We start from the raw sequence: 17,326 nt of genomic DNA, 5'->3' as shown, positions 1-17,326 counted from the left end.
CGGGCCGGAGACGCCGTCACAGGGTCACCGGCAGCGCGGTCAGCCGCCACGTGCCGGGGTCGGGGGCGCGCAGCCCGTCGATCGGGGCGGCCAGGGCCAGGCCGGGGAAACGGCGCAGCAGCGCGGTGATCGCGGCCTGGGTCTGCACGCGGGCCAGGGAGGCGCCCAGGCAGAAGTGCGGGCCGTGGGCGAACCCCAGGTGGCCGGCGCCGGGCGCCCGGGTCACGTCCAGCCGGTCGGGGTCGTCGAACACCCGGGGGTCGCGGTCGGCCGCCGCGATCAGGGCGGTGACCTTCGCACCCTCCGGCACGGTCACGCCGTACAGCTCGACGTCCTGACGGGCGTGACGCGGGATCGCCAGCAGTGCGGGGCCGCACCAGCGGATGAGCTCCTCGACGGCGGCCGGCATCAGCGCGGGATCGGCGCGTACGGCGGCCGCCTGGGCGGGGTGGGACAGCAGGGCGGCCACGGCGTTGGCGATCAGGTTCGTCGGCGTCTGCCCGGCGATGACCAGGTGCCAGACCAGCGTGACGATCTCGGTGTCGCTGAGCCGGTCTCCGTCCTCGGCCCCGTCCTGGGCCTGGGCGCGGACGAGGTCGGCCAGCACGCCTCCGGGCGCGTCCGTTTCGGCTCGGGCGGCGGCGACGGCGGCCCTGGCGCCCGCGATGATGCCGGGAATGGCCCGGGCGAAGTCCCCGCCCGCGCCGGCGGCGACGGTGGCGCCCCATTCGCGCCAGTGAGGGCGGTCCCGTTCGGGGATGCCGACCAGTGCGCAGATGACGTCCATCGGCAGCGGCCGGGCGAAGTGGCGCAGCAGGTCGACCTGTCCGCCTTCGGCGTGCGCGGGCAGGTCGTCGAGCAGGGCGCCGACGATGGCGTCGATGCGGGGCCGGAACTCGGCCGCGCGCCGGGGAGTGAAGGCCGGGGCGGCCAGTTTGCGCAGCCGCGCGTGCTCCGGGCCGTGCATCTCGCTCATGGTCCGCATGTACGGCAGGCAGTCGTCGGGGACCGGCGGGCGCATGAAGCTGTCGGCGGTGAGGGCGAAACGGGCGTCGCCGAGCATCGCCCTGGCACCGTCGTACCTGGTCAGAGCCCATACAGGGTCGAGGCCGGGGATGAGCAGCCGCGCGAGCGGCGCGGCCTCCCGCGCTCGGCCGTACGCGGTGAAGGGGTCACGCAGGACCTCGGGGTCGGTGAGGTCCACCTCGGGCAGGGAAATCACGGCAACTCCAAATGCTAATCCCAGATGTTCATGTCATCTGGATGGCGACGGTATCTTGGGCCTCGCCGTGCGGCAAGCGGGCGTACGCGGACGAGGAGAACGATGGAACGCCTCACGAGGGCCGAGCTTCAGGCACGCAACCGGGCCAGGGTGCTGGCCGCCGCCCGGGAGGAGTTCGCCGAGCGGGGATTCCGCGACGCCAAGGTCGACGCGATCGCCGACCGGGCGGGACTCACCCGCGGCGCCGTCTACTCCAACTTCCCCGGCAAGCGGGCCCTGTACTTCTCGGTGCTGGCCGATCTGGCCGAGCGGGAGGCCGCCGTGGACGGCGTGGACGGCGTGGACGGCGTGGACGGTGCGGCGTCCGGAGCGGGCACGGCCCGGGAGGCGCTCGCCGCGTTCGCCCGCGCCTGGGTCTCCCGGCTTCCGCTGGCCACCGAAGGCCCGGCCAGGCTCGGCATGGACCTGATGCCGGAGGTGCTCGCCGACCAGCGGATCCGCCGGCCGTTCGCGCAGCTGATGAAGCTGAACGCGATCGTGCTCGGGCTCGCGCTCGAGGGCCTGGGCGTGCCCGGGCGGCGGCTGGTGCGGGTCGCGGAGACGGCCCTGACCACCCTGTACGGCGCGAGCCAGATGGCCGACGCGGCGCCCGGGTTCTCCGAGCCGTTCGACGTCGTCGCGGCGTGCGCCGCCCTGGCGGACCTGGACCTCGGGGACCGGTGGGACGCCCCTCATCTGCCGTTCGTCCCCCGCGCGCGGCCCGGCGACGGGCCGTGGTCGCCGCCGCCCGCGGTGGACGCGCTGGGCGGCGGACCGGCCCCGCTCGCGCGCGACGGCGTGGTGGCGATCCTCGGGCTGCACCGCCTGGGGGCCGTGGAGGAGGCGGTGCGGGCCGCGCCGCCCGCCGGCGAGGTCACCGTGGTCCTGGTCACCGGCGACCCCGGCGAGCTGGGGCCGCTGGCCCGGCTGACCCTCGCCGAGCTGCGCTTCTGCCTGCGCCGGGCGCTGCCCGCGCCGGCCTGGCCGTGCCTACGCGTGGTGCACGACGAGGAGGGGGCCGTCGCGGCGGCGGCCGGGGTGACCGCGGTGAGCGACGGGACCGAGGCGGCCGTGCGGGTGCGGTCGGGCCGCATGGTCGCCCGCGCGGACGGGTACGGCGCCTGTCACGCCGCCGCCTCCGCCGAACCCTGACCGCGCGGGCGTGGACACTTGGCGCGACGGTCGAATGCGTGTTCTACTGAACCCCATGCGTCGCGACGCCACTTCCCGCGCGGGGGACCAGAGCCCGGCGCGGCCCCGAGCGCATGAGACGGTGCAGGAGCCGCTCGTCGGTGCGGGCGGTCAAGCGGCCGCAGCCCGCCCGCGCATCGAACGGCAGGCCGTCACCCGCGTCTTCGGCGGCATCACCTGCTACGAGGTGCCGGCCCGTGCGGCGCTGGAGCGGGTGCCCGAGGCCGCCGAGCTGCCCTTCGCCTGGGGCGCGAGCCCCTATCGCGGCTGTGAGGCGGGCTGCGGCTACTGCACCGCCCGTCGCGGCCACCGCTACCTGGGCCTGGACCCCGGCACCGACTTCGCCACGAAGATCGTGGTCAAGACCGATCTGGCCCGCCGCCTGCGGCGCGAGCTCGCCTCCCCCCGCTGGGGCGGCGATCCGGTCGCACTCGGGCTGACCGGCGACTGCTACCAGCCGGCCGAGGAGATCTACCACCTGATGCCCGGTGTCATCCGGGCCCTCGCCGACGCGGCCAACCCGTTCACCGTGCTCACCAAGAGCCCTCTGGTCCTGCGCGACCTGGACCTGTTACGCGACGCCGCGAAGGTGACCCAGGTCGGCGCCCTGGTGTCGGTCGGGTTCGTCGACGACCGCCTGCGGCGCGCCGTCGAGCCGGGGGCCGCGACGCCGCAGCGGCGCCTTGAGGTCTGCGCCGCGCTGAACGAGGCCGGCATTCCCTGCGGTGTGCTGATGGCCCCGATCCTGCCGCTCATCACCGACTCCACCGACCACCTGCAGGCCACCGTACGGCGGGCGGCCGAGGCGGGCGCGGTCAGCGTCACGCCCATCGTGCTGCGTCTGCCGGCGGGGGCGCGGGAGTGGTACCTGCGGTGGCTGGAGCGCGAGCACCCCGGTCTGGTGCCGCGTTACCAGGCGCTGTACGGCAGGGGCCAGGTCGCCGAGGAGGGCTACCGGCTGCGGATCGCCGAGCAGGTGCGGGCCCTCGCCGAGACCTACGGCATCGGCAGGGACGCCCGGCGCTGGCGGCGGCGCCGCTCCCCCGCCCGCCAGCTCGCCCTCGTCTGATTCCTCGGCCGACCCGAGCCACCACCGGTGCCGTACCGTCCGGGCCGTGGCAGGCCCCTGCGGTGGAAAGGCAGCGCTGTCGCAGGACCGGGCCGCGGAAAGGCGACGCCACGGGAAGGCGGCGCCGTGGAAACGCGGCGCTGTATAGGGCCGGGCCGTTCAGCCGGCGGGGCGGACGGCGAGGCCGCCGAGGGAGGGCTCCAGGAGGCCGAAGGCGGCCTCGACGTAGCCGGTGAGAGCCGTCGCGATCTCCGCGTTCTCCTGCCCCGCGACGGCGCGGCGGAGTGTCTCGTCGAACAGCAGCCGGTGCACGCCGCCGAGCTGGGCGGCGGCCACCCGGGGCAGGATGTCGTCGGGCCCGGCGCCGGTCTCCGCAGCCAGCGCGCAGGCCAGGGCCTTCTCGCGCTCGTCGTGGAACTCCCGCAGCCGGGCCGTGAGGGCCGGGCTACCGGCGACCATCCGGGCGAACGCGGGACCGGAGAAGCCGATGACCGGGTCGTGCTCGGTGACCGCGGCGAGGTAGGCGCGACGGAGTGCGGCCAGGGCCGATTCGCCGGGCGCCCTGTCCCGCACGGTCCTGGCCAGTGACTGCACGAACTCCTCGCTCAGGTCGAAGACCAGATCCTCCTTGCGGGGGAAGTAGTTGGTGACCGTCATCTTGGCCACCTGCGCCGCCTGCGCCACCTCGGCGATCGTCACCTCGTCGAAGCCGCGCTCCAGGAACAGCCGGGTGGCCTCGTGGGAGATCTTCTCCTTGGTCTGCCGCTTCTTCAGCTCTCTGAGGCCGGTCTTCTCCGCGTCCATGTACCCACTGTACATGTAATCGACCTAAGAATTGGTTTGACATATTTCTAGGTTGGACATAAGTTTTGAGCCCGCCGGCCGATCCAGGCTCGTGCGACACCGAAGGGACTTGCTTTTGACCACAGCCGCGCTTCCCGCCAGCCCCGCCCGCCATCCGAAGGGAGCCGTCGACATCGACCCGGTGAAGGACTACCTCAAGCAGATCGGGCGCACGCCGCTGCTCACCGCCGAGCAGGAAGTGGAGCTGGGCGAGCGCATCGAGACCGGGCGGCTCGCCATGGAGCGCCTCGCCGCCGGGCCCGGCGACCCGGCCGAGCGGCGCGAGCTGGAGCGGCTGGCCGCCGGCGGCCGCCGTGCGCGGGACCACATGGTCGAGGCCAACCTGCGGCTGGTCGTGTCGATCGCCAGACGCTACGCCGCCAGGGGCGGGCTGCCACTGCTGGACCTGGTGCAGGAGGGCACCATCGGCATGATGCGCGCGGTGGAGAAGTTCGACCACCGGCGCGGGCTGAAGTTCTCCACCTACGCCACCTGGTGGATCAAGCAGGCGATCGGCCGCGCGCTGGCCGACCAGAGCCGGACGGTCCGCCTCCCCGCGCACGTGGTCGAGGATCTCAACCGGCTCCTCCGTGCCCGGCACGTGATGCAGCTGGAGCTGGGCCGTGAGGCCACCCCCGAGGAGCTGGCGGCCGAGCTCGGCCTGACGCCCGAGAAGGTCGAGCGGTTGCTGCGGCATGCCCGCGAGCCGATCTCACTGCACACCCCCGTCGGCGACGACGGCGCCGAGCTGAGCGACCTTCTCGCCGACGACGCGCCCGGTCCCGCCGCCGAGGTCGCCGCCTCCTCACTCCGCCGTGACCTGGAGGCGGTGCTGGCGACGCTGAGCGAACGGGAGGCGGCCGTCATAACCCACCGGTACGGCCTGGCCGACGACACGCCGCGGACCCTGGACGAGATCGGCCGGACGTTCGGGGTGACCCGGGAACGCGTGCGCCAGATCGAGGCCAAAGGCATGCGCAAGCTGCGCGAGCCCGCCCGCGCCCGCGTCCTGGCCGACCTCCTCGCCTGACCTCGCCTCGAAAGGACTCCCCCGTGATCCCCGACCCCACCATCGTGCACCCGCTGCCCGCCCACGAGCGGGTGGTCTTCCTCAAACCGCTGATCAGCTCGCCGGGCATCGAGGTGGGTGAGTACACCTACTACGACGACCCCGACGGCGCGACCGGCTTCGAGCACCGCAATGTGCTGTACGCCTACGGCCCGGAGCGGCTCATCATCGGCAAGTACTGCGCCATCGCCTGCGGCACCCGGTTCCTGATGGCCGGCGCCGACCACCCGGCGATGGGCGTGTCCACCTTTCCGTTCACCATGTTCGGCGGCGAGTGGACCGAACGCACCCTCGACATCGTCACCGGTATGCCCAGCCGCGGCGACACCGTGATCGGCAACGACGTCTGGTTCGGCTATCGGACCACGGTCATGCCCGGAGTGACCATCGGCGACGGCGCGATCATCGCCACCGGGGCCGTGGTCACCGCCGACGTCCCGCCCTACACCATCGTCGGCGGAAACCCGGCCAGGCCCATCCGCCGCCGCTTCGCCGACGCCGACGTCGAACGACTGCTGCGGGCCGCCTGGTGGGACTGGCCCGTCGAGCTGGTGACCGAGCACGCCCGCGTCATCATGGCCGGCACCCCCGCCGACATCGCCCGCATCGCCGCCGAGCACGGACTGGAGAAGAGCCTTTGACCCACGTGACCATCACGGAGCACACCGTGGCCGGCCCCGACGCCGGGCCGTACGCGATCACGACGGGCCCGGACGGCGCTCTGTGGTTCACCATGGTCCACAGCAGCCGGATCGGCCGGCTGATCCCCGGTTCCGAGCCGGCGAGCCACGAACTCGGCCCCGGCCGCGGGCCGACGATCATCGTCCCCGGCCCGGACGGCGCCCTGTGGTTCACCGAATACCAGGCACATCGGATCGGGAGGATCACCACCGGCGGCGTCGTCGACGAGTTCGCCCTGCCCACGCCCGGCTGCGGGCCGTTCGGCATCGCCCCGGGACCGGACGGCGCGCTGTGGTTCACCGAGACCGCGGCCGACCGCATCGGCCGCATCACCCCCGACGGCCAGGTCACCGAGTTCCCGCTGCCGGTCGCCGGCGGGTTCCCTTCCGCCATCGCCGCCGGGGGCGACGGCGGGTTGTGGTTCACCCTGAATCAGGCCGGAGCCCTCGGACGGATCGGTACGGACGGCATGATCAGCCTCCACACGCTGCCGACCCGGGACGCCGCGCCGGTGGGGATCACCGCGAGCCAGGATGGCGCCCTCTGGTTCGTGGAGATCGCCGCGGGCCAGATCGGCCGCATCACCCCCGACGGCCAGGTCACCGAGTTCCCGCTGCCCGATCGGGCGGCCCGGCCCCACGCCGTCACCACCGACGCCGATGGCGTCCCGTGGTTCACCGAGTGGGGCACGGGCCGAGTCGGCGCCGTCGCCGCCGGCGGCGCCATCGAGGTGTACGACCTGCCCACCCCCGGGTGCGAGCCGCACGGCATCACCCTCGGCCCCGACGGCGCGCTGTGGACGGCGCTGGAGATCGGCGCGCTGGCCCGCATCGCCCCGGCCCGCGACGAGGGCTGAATCCGAATCCCGTCACCTTCGCCGCCGTCCGGCGGCCCGGGCGAAGCGGGCCGACAGCGTGCGCAGGTGACGGGCGAGTTCCGGCGGCGACTCGACGTCGAAGTCGACCCCGAGCGTGCCCACCGTGAGCGCGACCAGCTCGAGCGAGTCGGAGGCCAGTTCCAGCAGGCAAGTGTCGTCGTCGGCAGGGGTGACGATCCCGTCGACGCGCCCGGCGACCCGGGAGGCCGGTGCGTGCACCCGCAGCCGCGAGCGATACGGCCAGATCTCGTGGCCGATCGATCTGCGCAGGTAGGCCGCGACGTCGCCGCCGGGTGGATCACGACGGGCGAAGCGGGGCCCGTTGGGCGTGCGCAGCGCCATCCGGTCGGCCCGGAAGGTACGCCAGCCGGCCCGGTCGGCGTCCCAGGCGACCAGGTACCACCTGCGGCCCCAGGCGACCAGGCGGTGGGGTTCGGCTACCCGGGTGGACCGGACCCCGTGATGGCCGGCGTAGTCGAAGCGGAGCGTCTCGGCGGCGCGGATCGCGGCGGAGATCGCGGTGAGGACGGCCGCGTCCACCGTGGGCCCGCCGCGCGGCGGGATCGCGACCATGGCCTCTTCCAGGGTCTGGACCCGGTGGCGCAGCCGGGACGGCAGGACGTGCTCGACCTTGGTCAGTGCGCGCAGCGCGGCTTCCTCGATCCCGCTGACGCCGCTCGCGGCGCCGGTGCGCAGCCCGACGGTCACCGCCACCGCCTCCTCGTCGTCCAGCAGCAGCGGAGGCAGCGAGGCGCCGGCCCCGAGCCGGTAGCCACCCGCCGGGCCCAAGGCGGCGTGGACCGGGTAACCCAGCTCGCGCAGCCTTTCCACGTCGCGTCGCACCGTACGGGTCGTGACGTGCAGGCGTTCGGCGAGTTCGGCGCCCGGCCAGTCGCGGCGCGCCTGCAGCAACGACAACATCCGGAGCAGGCGGGCGGAGGTGTCCGACATCCGTCCATGATTACCGGAATGTAGGACCGCGTCTGTCCTCCATAGGCGCGACGCTTCACGCCATGAGCACACCGGAACCCTTCCGCGTCGACATCCCGCAGGCCGACCTCGACGACCTGGCCCTCCGCCTGGCCCGCACCCGCTGGCCCGACGAGCTTCCCGGAGCCGGCTGGTCCTACGGGGTGAACAGGGACTACCTCATGGAGCTGGTCGGCCACTGGCGGACCGGCTACGACTGGCGCGCGCACGAGGCCCGTCTCAACGAGGTCCCGCAGTTCACCACCGAGATCGACGGCCAGACCATTCACTTCCTGCACGTCCGCTCCCCCGAGCCCGGCGCCACGCCGCTGATCGTCACGCACGGCTGGCCGAGCACGGTGTACGACTTCCTGGACGTCCTCGGGCCGCTGACCGACCCCAAGGCGTACGGCGGGGACCCGGCCGACGCCTTCCACGTCGTCGCGCCCTCGGTGCCGGGCTTCGCGTTCTCCGGCCCGACCCGCGAGGCCGGCTGGGGCGTCGGCCGCGTCGCGCGGGCCTGGGCCGAGCTCATGTGCCGCCTTGGATACGAGCGGTACGGCGCCCAGGGGGGCGACTTCGGCAGCATCGTCTCGCCCGAGCTCGGCCGCATCGCACCGGAGCACGTGATCGGCGTGCACGTCAACGCGCTGGTCAACGCCTCGACGGCGGCCGGCCCCGGCGTGCTGGACAAGCTGTCCGGTGAGGAGCGCGAACAGGCGGAACGCAACCAGAAGTGGTGGTACGCCCACTCCGGCTATGCCACCCAGATGTCCACCCGGCCGCAGACGCTGGCCTACGCGCTCAACGACTCCCCCGCCGGGCAGCTGGCCTGGAACCTGGAATGGTTCGTGGACTGGGACCCCACCCGGACGGACCGCACCCCCGTCGACCGCGACACCGTTTTGACGAACGTCACGATCTTCTGGCTGACCGCGACCGCGGGATCGGCCGCGCGGCTGTACTTCGAAAGCGCGTCGGAGGCCTGGGGCCGGCGGCCGGCGCCCTCACCGGTGCCGACGGGGGTGGCGAACTTCCTCGGCGACCGAGCCATCCGCGGGCTGGCGGAGCTGTCGAACACCGTCACACACTGGTCGCGGTTCCCCCGTGGCGGGCACTTCGCCTCGCTGCAGGCTCCCGACCTGCTGGTCACCGACATCCGGGACTTCTTCCGGAGCCTGCGCATCCGGTAGCGGCCGGAAACCGGTGTGCGCGCCGGGCGCCGGGAGGCGCAAGGCGATCAACGCCGCAGACCCCGCCGAAGCGACAACGCCGCCGCCCTACGGGAGGTGACGATGCCCGGCCTGCCCATCGACGACGAGCACGGCCCGCTGTGCTCGGCCGGGGGCAGCGCCGTAAATCGGTCGACTCCGGGCGCGGGAGGTCGCTAGCGTCCCGCCATGCCTGTTTTCAGCGACGCCGACCTCGACCGCTTCGTCTCCGACGGGTTCCTCAAGGTGGAGGAGGCCTTCCCCCGCGAGACCGGTGACCGGATCAGGGAGCAGCTGTGGCGGCAGATCGGGTTGTCCCCCGACCGCCCGGAGGACTGGACGCAACCGGTGGTGTGGGCGGCCCCCGACCCGACGGGGCAGGGCCCCTCCGGGGAGGCGATGCGAAGCCCGCGCCTCGCCGAGGCGCTGGACCTGATCGCCGGCAAGGGCGGATGGGCGCCGCGGGGCACCATCGGCAACACGCCGGTCCGCTTCCCCCACCCTTCCGACGCCGGGGACACCGGCTGGCACATCGACCAGAACGACCCCGGACCGGCCGGCGCGTGGGGAACCGTCACGCTGCGGTCTCGCACCATGCTCGTGCTGGTCCTGCTGTCGGAGGTCGGTCCCGACGACGCGCCCACCCGCATCAGGGCCGGATCCCACCTCGACACCGCCCGCGTGCTGGAGCCGCACGGCGAGCAGGGGCTGGAGTTCTTCGCCTCCGGCCCGCTGCTGGACGAGGCGAGCGCGCACCGCCCCGAGACCTACGCCACGGGACTACCCGGCGACGTCTACCTGTGCCACCCGCACCTCGTCCACGCAGCCCAGCCCCACCACGGGAGGCGGCCGCGTTTCATGTCCCAGATCCCGTTCTTCCTGACCGACCCGCTGGCCCCCGGCGACGCCACCCCCCTCGCGCGGGCCGTACGGCTCGGCCTCGGCGGCTGAGGGAAACCGCGACCCGCTCGGCGGCCCCCCAGCCGCACCCGGGGGCCACACCGGAGCCGGCAGTCGCCGCACGGCCGTACCCTGAACGCCGGGAAAGCGTCGGTCTGTGCTGCCCGCCGGCGACCGCGCACTGGGCGACATGACAGGAGAGGTGCGGCACAACCGTGGACCGCGACGCCGTCGTACTGGACGACCCGGTGGGCGAATCACTGCGCGGTCACCACGCACATCTCGCCCGCCGGCTCGGCGGGGCCGCCACCTACCCACCGGAGGTCGCCACCTTCTCCACGGTCACGGCGGACCCGGAGGCGGAGGAATGGGCCGACCTCGCCCGGCTGCTCGGCCGGGGCGAGCTCGCCGACATGTTCAGCTGCCCGGCGGCGCCGCCACCGGACTGGGAGCCGGTCTTCGTCCTGGAGGGCCGCCAGATGATCTGGACCGGCGGCCGGCCCGATCACCCCGGCGCCGACGACGTCGAGGTGGTCGAACTGGGCGCACGCAGCGTGCCCGAGATGCTCGACCTCGTCGCGCGGACCCGGCCGGGGCCGTTCTGGCCGCGCACCCGCGAACTCGGCACCTATCTCGGCGTCCGGGAGAACGGGACGCTGGTGGCGATGGCGGGCGAGCGGCTCCGGCCGCCGGGATGGACCGAGATCAGCGCCGTCTGCACCGCCCCCGAGGCGCGCGGGCGAGGACTCGCCGCCCACCTGGTCACCGCGCTCGTCGCGCGTGTCGTGGCCCGCGGCGATCGCCCGTTCCTGCACGTGGCCGAGGCGAACACCGGTGCGATCGCCCTCTACGAGCGGCTCGGATTCGACACCAGAAGGCCCGTGACCTTCCGGGGGTTCCGCACGCCGTGACGGCCCCGCGCCGCCGGGATCGCGGCGCGAGGGTCAGGCGGGCTCCTTCACCAGCGTGGTGACGAGCCGGAACACCTCGGTGGTGTCGGCCACGCCGCCCACAATGATGATCTTCAGGCTGGCCCGTTCCTCGTCGTAGACGGTCTCCACGCGCAGGGGCCGGTCGGCGGGGGAACGGCTCGCGGCGGCGGCCATCAGCATGTTGCCCAGCATCGTCATCTCGTCGGGGGCGATGCCGTCGATCTGCACGATGCTCGAGGCCTCGACGTGGCGGCGCCGGGCGGTCTCGGCGGCCGGCGGCCCGGCCGGCTGGCCCAGGAACGCCTCGAGGTCCTCGCGGGCGATGCGGTACTGCTTGCCGATGCGCACCGCCTTGAGCCGCCCGTCGCGCACGTAGGTGCGCACGGTCTTCACGTGCAGGCCCAGCAGGTTCGCCACCTGCTCCACCGAGTACGGCTGCTGCGGCATCCCACTCCCCTCCGTCCGGCTCCCCCACGTACCCTATCCAGCCGTCCGACGAGGGATGTTGGGGAGTCCTGAGGGCATGAACGGCCAAGGTCGCGGAAAGGGTCGGGTGACACGGCCGGTAGGCTGCTTTCATGTTCCACCGCAAACCCATCGAAGAGCGCATCGCCGAGCGTGTCGCCAAGCGCCCGCCGCTCAAGGAGGGCAAGCACTTCGAGCACCGCCCCGCGTTGATCGTGTTCTGCGTGGTCATCGCGCTTGTCGCGCTGAAGATCGTGGGCGCGTTCGTCCTCATGAAGTCGGGCGTCCAGTAGGACGCCGCCGCACTGACCGTACTCGACGGAAGATCGGTATGCGCGCGGAGGTCGAGTGGGTGGACTCACGTCCGTGAATCTACTGGTCATGTCTCAATTCCCTCTGTTTCACGGCGTTCCGAACCATGTGGAGAGTGCCTCGCGCAGCGGGGGCATGGCGCTGTCCGTGGATTCGTCGAGGCCGGCGGCCCAGGCGACGTGGCCGTCCGGGCGGATCAGCAGCGCGTCAGCCGGCCGATCGTCGGTCTTGGCGGTGTGGACGTTGAGGAGGTGCCGCCAGTCCCGGGCGATCTGGCGGAGCTCTGGGCGGTCGGCCAGGTCGAGGAGGACGGGCCGGGCGGTGTGCAGGAGGTCGGCGACGCTGGTGACGCCCTTGTCGGTGTGCAGCGTGAGGTCGGGGGCGAAGGTGCCGGTCAGCGGGTGGTGATTGGAGCCGGGCATCGGGTAGCGGATGTCGGTTCCGGCGACGAGGGCTCCCATCCGGCGTAGCGGCTGCTCGTCGGTGAGCAGTTCGGTGAAGACCTCCCGGAGCGCTTCGGCGGCCGCGTCGTGCCCGCGCCGCAGGGCTACCTGTGCTCGGGTATGCAGCAGGGTGCGGGCGCCGGCCAGGTGACGTTCGGTGTGGTAGGTGTCCAGCAGGCCGGCCGGGGCCGTGCCGTGGAGGTCGGCGGCCAGCTTCCAGGCCAGGTTGACCGCGTCCAGCATGCCGGCGTTGAGCGCCACTCCGGTGGCGGGGAACAGATGTGCCGCGTCGCCGGCGAGCAGGATGCGTCCGGCACGGTATCGCTCGGCCTGGTGGGCATTGAAGGTGAACCGGGACAGCCGGGTCGATCCGGCCAGGGGCAGGTGTGCGCCGAGCACGCGGTGGACGCTGTCCTGGAATTCGGCCAGGGTCATGGGGACGTCGTCGTCGTATTCGGTGGTCTCGTCCTCGACGGTGTAGAGGGAGACGGACCGGGTGCCGGGTGAGGAGCCGACGCCGAGCAGGCCATGGTTCGTGCGGGTGAAACCGGCGCGGACCGCGCCGAAGCCGGGGATGTCGAGATCGCCGTTGCCCAGAACGGTGACCGTGTGGGGCAGGGTGACCTGGGCCAGGCGGTTGACCTCGGGATAGGTGGTGCCGGGGAACGGAATGCCGGCCCAGCCACGGATGTGGCTGCGCGCGCCGTCGCACCCCACGAGGTACCGCGTGCTCGTCCGGTAAGGACCGTCCGGGCCGCGCACGTCCACGGTGACCGCGTCGTCGTCCTGGCTTACCCCGGTCACCTCGTGTCCTCGGCGAAGGTCGACGCCGAGTTCGCCTGCTCGTTCGCCGAGCAGCCGCTCGAGCAGTTGCTGCGGCAGCGGCAGGGCGTGCATCGGGGGATCCGGCAGCTGGGTGAAATCCAGGTGCACGCCGCCGAACGGGAACCGGGGCGCCGGCGCAGGGCCGGTGCAGGCCGCTTCGAAACGTTCCAGCAAGCCCCGGTAGCGCAGCAGCTCCAGAATCTGCCCGCCCAGGCCCCCGGCCTTGGGGGTGTCGCGGGGGCGCGGCTGTCGTTCCAGCACCAGCGGCCGCACTCCGGCCAGACACAGCTCGGCGGCCAGCATGAGACCCGTCGGACCGGCTCCCACGACGATCACGTCGGCGTCCCCCGCCGGCCGCTCTTCTCGCAGGTCTTCTTCCGCAGGCCGGGCGGCATCGTGGTGCTTCATCATCTATGACCTTTCGATCGTGTCGTTCGTCGCGTCGGAACGCGCGAATCGGACGGAGCTGTCAGCCGGGTGCCAGGCGGCTGAGGTGTTCCCAGGCGCGGTACTCTTCGGCCCTGGCCTCGTTCATCTGCTGAACCAGATCGAAGGACCGGCTGCCGACGATCAGCCGCAGGGGCGGGTCGGGCAGGTCCACGAGCCGCATGACGACCGGCGCGGCCGTGCTCGGGTCGGGCCCCACTTCGTCGCCCCACATCTCGGTCAGCTTCGCCCGCAGCGGGTCGTACGCCGCGTCGGGCGTGGTGGCCGTCGTGCCGGTCGTGAACAGGCCGGTGTCGTAGCCGCCCGGCTGGACGATGGTGACCTTGACGCCGAAGGGTTCGACCTCCATGGCCAGCGCCTGGCCGAGGGAGTCGATGGCCGATTTGCCGGCCGCGTACAGGCCGGCCGAGGCCATCCCGCCGCCCGTGCCCATCGTCGTCACCAGGAGGATGTGGCCCGAGCTCTGGGCGCGCAGGTGGGGCAGCACGGCCTGGGTGACCCAGATCGGCCCGAGGACGTTGACGTCGAAGTGGGCGCGGATCTGGGTCTCCGTGGCCTCTTCAACCATGCCGTACAACATCGCGCCGGCGTTGTTGACCACGATGTCGAGCCTGCCGAACGCGGCCACCGCCCGATTTACACCCTCGTGCACCGCGGCGTGGTTGGAGACGTCGAGCGGAACGCACGCCAGGGTGTCGGGATGGCGGGCCCGCAGGCTCTCCAGCGGCGCCATGTCGCGGGCCGCGGCCACGACGCGATCTCCCCTGCTCAGCGCAGCCTCCGCGAACGCCCTGCCCAGCCCCCTGGACGCGCCCGTGATGAACCAGACGCGCATGGCACTCACTCCTTGCATCAGTTGTCGAGAGCCTGGTAGACGGTGGTCCAGAAGTCGCTCATCAGGTGGGCGGGGTTGGGCACGCTGTAGCCGAGCTGGCAGAGCAGGATGCCGGTGAGCTGGTTGGCCGGGTCGGCGTAGGCGGAGGTGCCGCTGCCGCCGTCCCAGCCGAACTGGCCGATCGGGGCGTAGTCGCCGCGGTAGGTGCGCACCGCCATGCCCAGGCCCCAGCCGCCCTGCTGGCCCTGGCCGAAGGAGATGTGCACGGCGTCGCGGGCCAGCGCGGTACGGGCGGCGTTCTGCTCCGGAGTGAGCCGGTTGGTGGTCATCAGCTCCACCGCCCGCCGCGACAGGATCCGCCGGCCCTCGTGAACCCCACCGTTGAGCAGCGTCCGGAAGTAGGCGTGGTAGTCGTCGGCGGTGGAGACCAGGCCGCCACCGCCGCCCTGGAACGCCGGGGGCTTGCTCCACCTGCCGCCCTCGGGTTCGTCCCACGCGAGGAACTCGCCCGTGACGGGGTCGGGGGCGTACAGGGTGGGCAGCCGGTCGATCTGGTCGGCGGGCACGTGGAAGCCGGTGTCCTTCATGCCCAAGGGCTCGAAGATGCGCTCGCGCAGGAAGTCCTCGAAGCTCTGGCCGGTCACCCGGGACACCAGCACGCCGACCAGGTCGCTGCTGATCTGGTACTGCCACTGCTCGCCGGGCTGGTGCATCAGGGGCAGCTCGCCCAGGCGGCGCATCCACTCGTCCTGCTCCGGAACCTCGGTCGGCAGGTTCGGGGTCAGCCCCCGCTCGAAGATGGCGTTCAGGATCGGGGTGCCCAGCGCGGTCATGTCCATACCCAGGCCGAAGGTGGAGGTCAGCACGTCGCGGACGGTGATCGGGCGGCGGGCCGGCACGATGGCGTCCAGCTCGGCGTCGATGCTCTTGAGCACCTGCCGGCCGGACAGCTCGGGCAGCCACGGGTCGACCACGTCGTCCAGCCGCAGCCGGCACTCGTCCAGCAGCACCATCGCCGCCGCGATCGAGACCGGCTTGGAGGTGGAGGCCATTCGGAAGATCGTGTCGCGGCGCATCGGCGCGCCGCCGTCTTGCCGCATCGTGCCCAGCGTCTCCACGTGGGTCTGGCCGCCGCGGCTGACCAGGGCCACCAGGCCGGGGATCTTCCCCGAGTCGACATGCCCTGCCAGCACCTCACGCAGCCTGCGCAGCCCCTGCTCGGAGAAGCCGTTTCCGCCGATTGCCATGATCCTTGTCTCCTTGTCGTCATGATTGGTCCGCCGGTTCCGTTCCGATCCGGCGTTCGTGCACTCACCCTCGCGAATGGGCCCGACCTCGGGCCGCCGCTGACGCGGCAGCGCCAGGTCAGCGGGCAGCCCGGCCGGGTGAAGGCCGCCCCGTGGCGAAGCCGGGAACATAGTCCTTGAGCCGCATCAGGCGCGGGCGGGCCGCCGTCGTGCGATCGAGCCCCTCCTGCGGAGGCGTGCCCAGGAGGAACTGGTCGGCGCCTTCGCGCCCCAGGTGCTGGTGCTCGGCGACGAAGCCGCGCATCTCCCGCTCGTAGGCGGCGAACCGCCCGGCCACGATGCGCTTGTGCTGCCCGGCGTCATCGCGGTCGTAGGCCAGCGGCCCGGAGGCGAAGTGCATGCCTCACCGCGCAGGCCCGCCGCATACCCGCCCGCGCGCACCCGCGGGGCGCGCTCCACCACGGCCGAAGTAAGCCCGTGGTGGCGCAGCCAGTACGCCAGTGCGGCCCCGGCGACGCCGGCGCCGCAAACCAGGACGTCCAACCACATGCTCCCTCGACCAGGCGAATCGTACGCATCGAGGATCAAGTACGGTGAACACCCGAAACAACGACGAACCCCGAAAGATCACCTTCAGCGGGAGTGAACGGAGCAGGTCAGGCGTGGAACTGCGGGACATCGAGATCTTCCTGACCCTGGCCGAGGAACTGCACTTCGGCCGCACCGCCACCCGGCTGTGCCTGTCACCCGCTCGCGTCACCCAGGCGATCCAGAAGCAGGAACGGCAGGTCGGCGCTCCGCTCTTCGAGCGCAACAACCGCACGGTCCGGCTGACTCAGGTGGGGCGGCAGCTCCGGGACGACCTCCGGCCGCTGTATGCCGGGCTGAAGGACAGCATGGAACGCGCCCAGCTCGCCGGCCAGGGCATCACCGGCATCCTGCGGGTCGGCATGCTCCCGCTCAACGCCCACGACCTTCGCCCCTACTGGGACGTATTCCGCCTGCGCCACCCGCTGTGGAAGCTGCGCGTCCGCAAAGCACAGGTGGGCGAAGCCTTTCCCGCGCTGCGGCGCGGAGACATCGACGTCCTGGTGAGCTGGCTCCCCGTCGACGAACCCGACCTCACCGTGGGGCCGGTCGTGTTCGCCGAGCAGCGCGTGCTGGCCGTCGCCACCGATCACCAGCTCGCCCCGCGCGCGTCGGTCTCGCTGGAGATGGTCTCCGACTTCCAGCACCCGCACGCCGACACCGGGCCCGGCTACTGGTACGACGCCTACGCCCCGCGCCTTACCCGGCGAGGCCGTCAGATCGAGCGCGGTCCCGTGGTGCGGGACGCGGAAGAGGCCATGACCCTCGCCAGCATGGACGGGCTTGTCGTGCTCTTCCCCGCCCACGTCACCCGCTACTGGGTACGGCCGGACATCGCCTACCTGCCGGTCACCGATATGGAGCCGCTGTCGTACGCGCTGGTGTGGCGGAGCGAGGCTGAGAGCGAGCCCATCCGGGCCCTGGCCGGGATCATCCGCGATCTGGGCCCTCTTCCGTCGGTCCCTGCCCTTGAGGTGGCCTCGGCGCCACAGCGACCGCGATCGCCGTCGCCATCGGGATAATCACGGCAGCGAAAAAATACGAACGCAAGCCCGAGCACAGCGATGCACACCTGAACCGGGTTACCGTGACCATATCGCGATCGGCGGTCAGCCGCTGCTCGCGCATGGCCAGCAGCAGGTCCTGGGGCTCGGCCCGGTC

Annotated in this window: 18 protein-coding genes and 1 pseudogene; 10 read left to right on the top strand and 9 right to left on the bottom strand. The window is 72.5% G+C overall.

Annotation, left to right across the window (positions count from 1 at the left end; translation table 11 throughout):
- Window positions 1-16 precede the first annotated feature (16 nt).
- Window positions 17-1,222: a cytochrome P450 gene (locus AB0J39_RS11715; protein ID WP_363463429.1), complete on the bottom strand. Its 1,206-nt coding sequence runs from the start codon at window positions 1,220-1,222 to the stop codon at window positions 17-19.
- A 102-nt stretch (window positions 1,223-1,324) separates the two neighbouring features.
- Here AB0J39_RS11715 and AB0J39_RS11710 point away from each other — a divergent pair, with 102 nt between their 5' ends.
- Both AB0J39_RS11710 and AB0J39_RS11705 read left to right on the top strand, forming a co-directional pair.
- Window positions 1,325-2,413 (top strand): helix-turn-helix domain-containing protein, encoded by a 1,089-nt coding sequence (locus AB0J39_RS11710; protein ID WP_363463427.1) that lies wholly within the window; start codon window positions 1,325-1,327, stop codon window positions 2,411-2,413.
- Between the two features lie 121 nt (window positions 2,414-2,534).
- Window positions 2,535-3,521, top strand: a complete 987-nt coding sequence (locus AB0J39_RS11705; protein WP_363463426.1) for a radical SAM protein — start codon at window positions 2,535-2,537, stop codon at window positions 3,519-3,521.
- A gap of 159 nt (window positions 3,522-3,680) precedes the next feature.
- Here the strand turns inward: AB0J39_RS11705 and AB0J39_RS11700 are convergent, their stop codons facing one another.
- Window positions 3,681-4,325, bottom strand: coding sequence for a TetR/AcrR family transcriptional regulator (locus AB0J39_RS11700; RefSeq protein ID WP_363463425.1), 645 nt, complete (start codon window positions 4,323-4,325; stop codon window positions 3,681-3,683).
- Window positions 4,326-4,440: 115 nt separating this feature from the next.
- Between AB0J39_RS11700 and AB0J39_RS11695 the strand changes: the two genes are divergently transcribed.
- Genes AB0J39_RS11695 through AB0J39_RS11685 form a run of 3 tightly spaced genes read left to right on the top strand, consistent with a single transcriptional unit; the run spans window position 4,441 to window position 6,970 of the window.
- Window positions 4,441-5,394 (top strand): sigma-70 family RNA polymerase sigma factor, encoded by a 954-nt coding sequence (locus AB0J39_RS11695; RefSeq protein WP_363463423.1) that lies wholly within the window; start codon window positions 4,441-4,443, stop codon window positions 5,392-5,394.
- Between the two features lie 23 nt (window positions 5,395-5,417).
- Window positions 5,418-6,074 (top strand): CatB-related O-acetyltransferase, encoded by a 657-nt coding sequence (locus AB0J39_RS11690; protein ID WP_363463421.1) that lies wholly within the window; start codon window positions 5,418-5,420, stop codon window positions 6,072-6,074.
- A 5-nt stretch (window positions 6,075-6,079) separates the two neighbouring features.
- Window positions 6,080-6,970, top strand: a complete 891-nt coding sequence (locus tag AB0J39_RS11685; RefSeq protein WP_363463419.1) for a virginiamycin B lyase — start codon at window positions 6,080-6,082, stop codon at window positions 6,968-6,970.
- 12 nt (window positions 6,971-6,982) lie between these two features.
- Here the strand turns inward: AB0J39_RS11685 and AB0J39_RS11680 are convergent, their stop codons facing one another.
- Window positions 6,983-7,942, bottom strand: coding sequence for a YafY family protein (locus AB0J39_RS11680; protein WP_363463417.1), 960 nt, complete (start codon window positions 7,940-7,942; stop codon window positions 6,983-6,985).
- Between the two features lie 62 nt (window positions 7,943-8,004).
- On the opposite strand from AB0J39_RS11680, the gene AB0J39_RS11675 reads away from it, so the two are divergent.
- The 3 genes from AB0J39_RS11675 (at window position 8,005) to AB0J39_RS11665 (ending at window position 10,982) form a co-directional block, all read left to right on the top strand.
- Window positions 8,005-9,153, top strand: a complete 1,149-nt coding sequence (locus AB0J39_RS11675; protein WP_363463415.1) for an epoxide hydrolase family protein — start codon at window positions 8,005-8,007, stop codon at window positions 9,151-9,153.
- Window positions 9,154-9,360: 207 nt separating this feature from the next.
- Window positions 9,361-10,122, top strand: coding sequence for a phytanoyl-CoA dioxygenase family protein (locus tag AB0J39_RS11670; protein ID WP_363463414.1), 762 nt, complete (start codon window positions 9,361-9,363; stop codon window positions 10,120-10,122).
- Between the two features lie 164 nt (window positions 10,123-10,286).
- Window positions 10,287-10,982, top strand: coding sequence for a GNAT family N-acetyltransferase (locus AB0J39_RS11665; protein WP_363463412.1), 696 nt, complete (start codon window positions 10,287-10,289; stop codon window positions 10,980-10,982).
- A gap of 33 nt (window positions 10,983-11,015) precedes the next feature.
- Here AB0J39_RS11665 and AB0J39_RS11660 read toward each other — a convergent pair whose 3' ends face one another.
- Complete coding sequence (locus AB0J39_RS11660) at window positions 11,016-11,450, bottom strand: helix-turn-helix domain-containing protein (RefSeq protein ID WP_363463410.1); 435 nt, start codon at window positions 11,448-11,450, stop codon at window positions 11,016-11,018.
- Between the two features lie 131 nt (window positions 11,451-11,581).
- Between AB0J39_RS11660 and AB0J39_RS11655 the strand changes: the two genes are divergently transcribed.
- Window positions 11,582-11,761, top strand: coding sequence for a hypothetical protein (locus AB0J39_RS11655; RefSeq protein ID WP_363463409.1), 180 nt, complete (start codon window positions 11,582-11,584; stop codon window positions 11,759-11,761).
- A 108-nt stretch (window positions 11,762-11,869) separates the two neighbouring features.
- Here AB0J39_RS11655 and AB0J39_RS11650 read toward each other — a convergent pair whose 3' ends face one another.
- From AB0J39_RS11650 to AB0J39_RS11630, 5 genes and pseudogenes are all read right to left on the bottom strand, one after another.
- The gene (locus AB0J39_RS11650; RefSeq protein WP_363463408.1) at window positions 11,870-13,456 is read right to left on the bottom strand and encodes an FAD-dependent monooxygenase; all 1,587 of its coding nucleotides are present in this window, start codon (window positions 13,454-13,456) and stop codon (window positions 11,870-11,872) included.
- A gap of 61 nt (window positions 13,457-13,517) precedes the next feature.
- A complete protein-coding gene (locus AB0J39_RS11645; RefSeq protein ID WP_363463406.1) occupies window positions 13,518-14,330 on the bottom strand; it encodes an SDR family NAD(P)-dependent oxidoreductase in 813 nt (270 codons plus the stop codon).
- Between the two features lie 17 nt (window positions 14,331-14,347).
- Window positions 14,348-15,577 (bottom strand): serine hydrolase domain-containing protein, encoded by a 1,230-nt coding sequence (locus AB0J39_RS11640; protein ID WP_363463404.1) that lies wholly within the window; start codon window positions 15,575-15,577, stop codon window positions 14,348-14,350.
- A gap of 118 nt (window positions 15,578-15,695) precedes the next feature.
- Complete coding sequence (locus AB0J39_RS11635; RefSeq protein ID WP_363463463.1) at window positions 15,696-15,977, bottom strand: hypothetical protein; 282 nt, start codon at window positions 15,975-15,977, stop codon at window positions 15,696-15,698.
- A gap of 23 nt (window positions 15,978-16,000) precedes the next feature.
- Window positions 16,001-16,126 (bottom strand): annotated as a pseudogene (locus AB0J39_RS11630) (FAD-dependent oxidoreductase); the annotation flags it as partial.
- A gap of 113 nt (window positions 16,127-16,239) precedes the next feature.
- Between AB0J39_RS11630 and AB0J39_RS11625 the strand changes: the two are divergent.
- Window positions 16,240-17,187, top strand: a complete 948-nt coding sequence (locus tag AB0J39_RS11625; RefSeq protein ID WP_363463402.1) for a LysR family transcriptional regulator — start codon at window positions 16,240-16,242, stop codon at window positions 17,185-17,187.
- The last annotated feature ends 139 nt before the right edge of the window (window positions 17,188-17,326 follow it).

Source organism: Microbispora sp. NPDC049633 (assembly GCF_040675265.1).
Classification (GTDB): Bacteria; Actinomycetota; Actinomycetes; order Streptosporangiales; family Streptosporangiaceae; genus Microbispora; species Microbispora maris.
Note: the sequence above shows the minus strand (reverse complement) of the source record. Positions and strands in the feature narration are given on the sequence as shown.

Coding starts and splice junctions, on each gene's coding strand:
- AB0J39_RS11710 (WP_363463427.1), top strand. CDS start 1,325: ATGGAACGCCTCACGAGGGCCGAGCTTCAGGCACGCAACCGGGCCAGG.
- AB0J39_RS11700 (WP_363463425.1), bottom strand. CDS start 4,325: ATGGACGCGGAGAAGACCGGCCTCAGAGAGCTGAAGAAGCGGCAGACC.
- AB0J39_RS11680 (WP_363463417.1), bottom strand. CDS start 7,942: ATGTCGGACACCTCCGCCCGCCTGCTCCGGATGTTGTCGTTGCTGCAG.
- AB0J39_RS11675 (WP_363463415.1), top strand. CDS start 8,005: ATGAGCACACCGGAACCCTTCCGCGTCGACATCCCGCAGGCCGACCTC.
- AB0J39_RS11670 (WP_363463414.1), top strand. CDS start 9,361: ATGCCTGTTTTCAGCGACGCCGACCTCGACCGCTTCGTCTCCGACGGG.
- AB0J39_RS11660 (WP_363463410.1), bottom strand. CDS start 11,450: ATGCCGCAGCAGCCGTACTCGGTGGAGCAGGTGGCGAACCTGCTGGGC.
- AB0J39_RS11655 (WP_363463409.1), top strand. CDS start 11,582: ATGTTCCACCGCAAACCCATCGAAGAGCGCATCGCCGAGCGTGTCGCC.
- AB0J39_RS11650 (WP_363463408.1), bottom strand. CDS start 13,456: ATGAAGCACCACGATGCCGCCCGGCCTGCGGAAGAAGACCTGCGAGAA.
- AB0J39_RS11645 (WP_363463406.1), bottom strand. CDS start 14,330: ATGCGCGTCTGGTTCATCACGGGCGCGTCCAGGGGGCTGGGCAGGGCG.
- AB0J39_RS11640 (WP_363463404.1), bottom strand. CDS start 15,577: ATGGCAATCGGCGGAAACGGCTTCTCCGAGCAGGGGCTGCGCAGGCTG.
- AB0J39_RS11635 (WP_363463463.1), bottom strand. CDS start 15,977: ATGCACTTCGCCTCCGGGCCGCTGGCCTACGACCGCGATGACGCCGGG.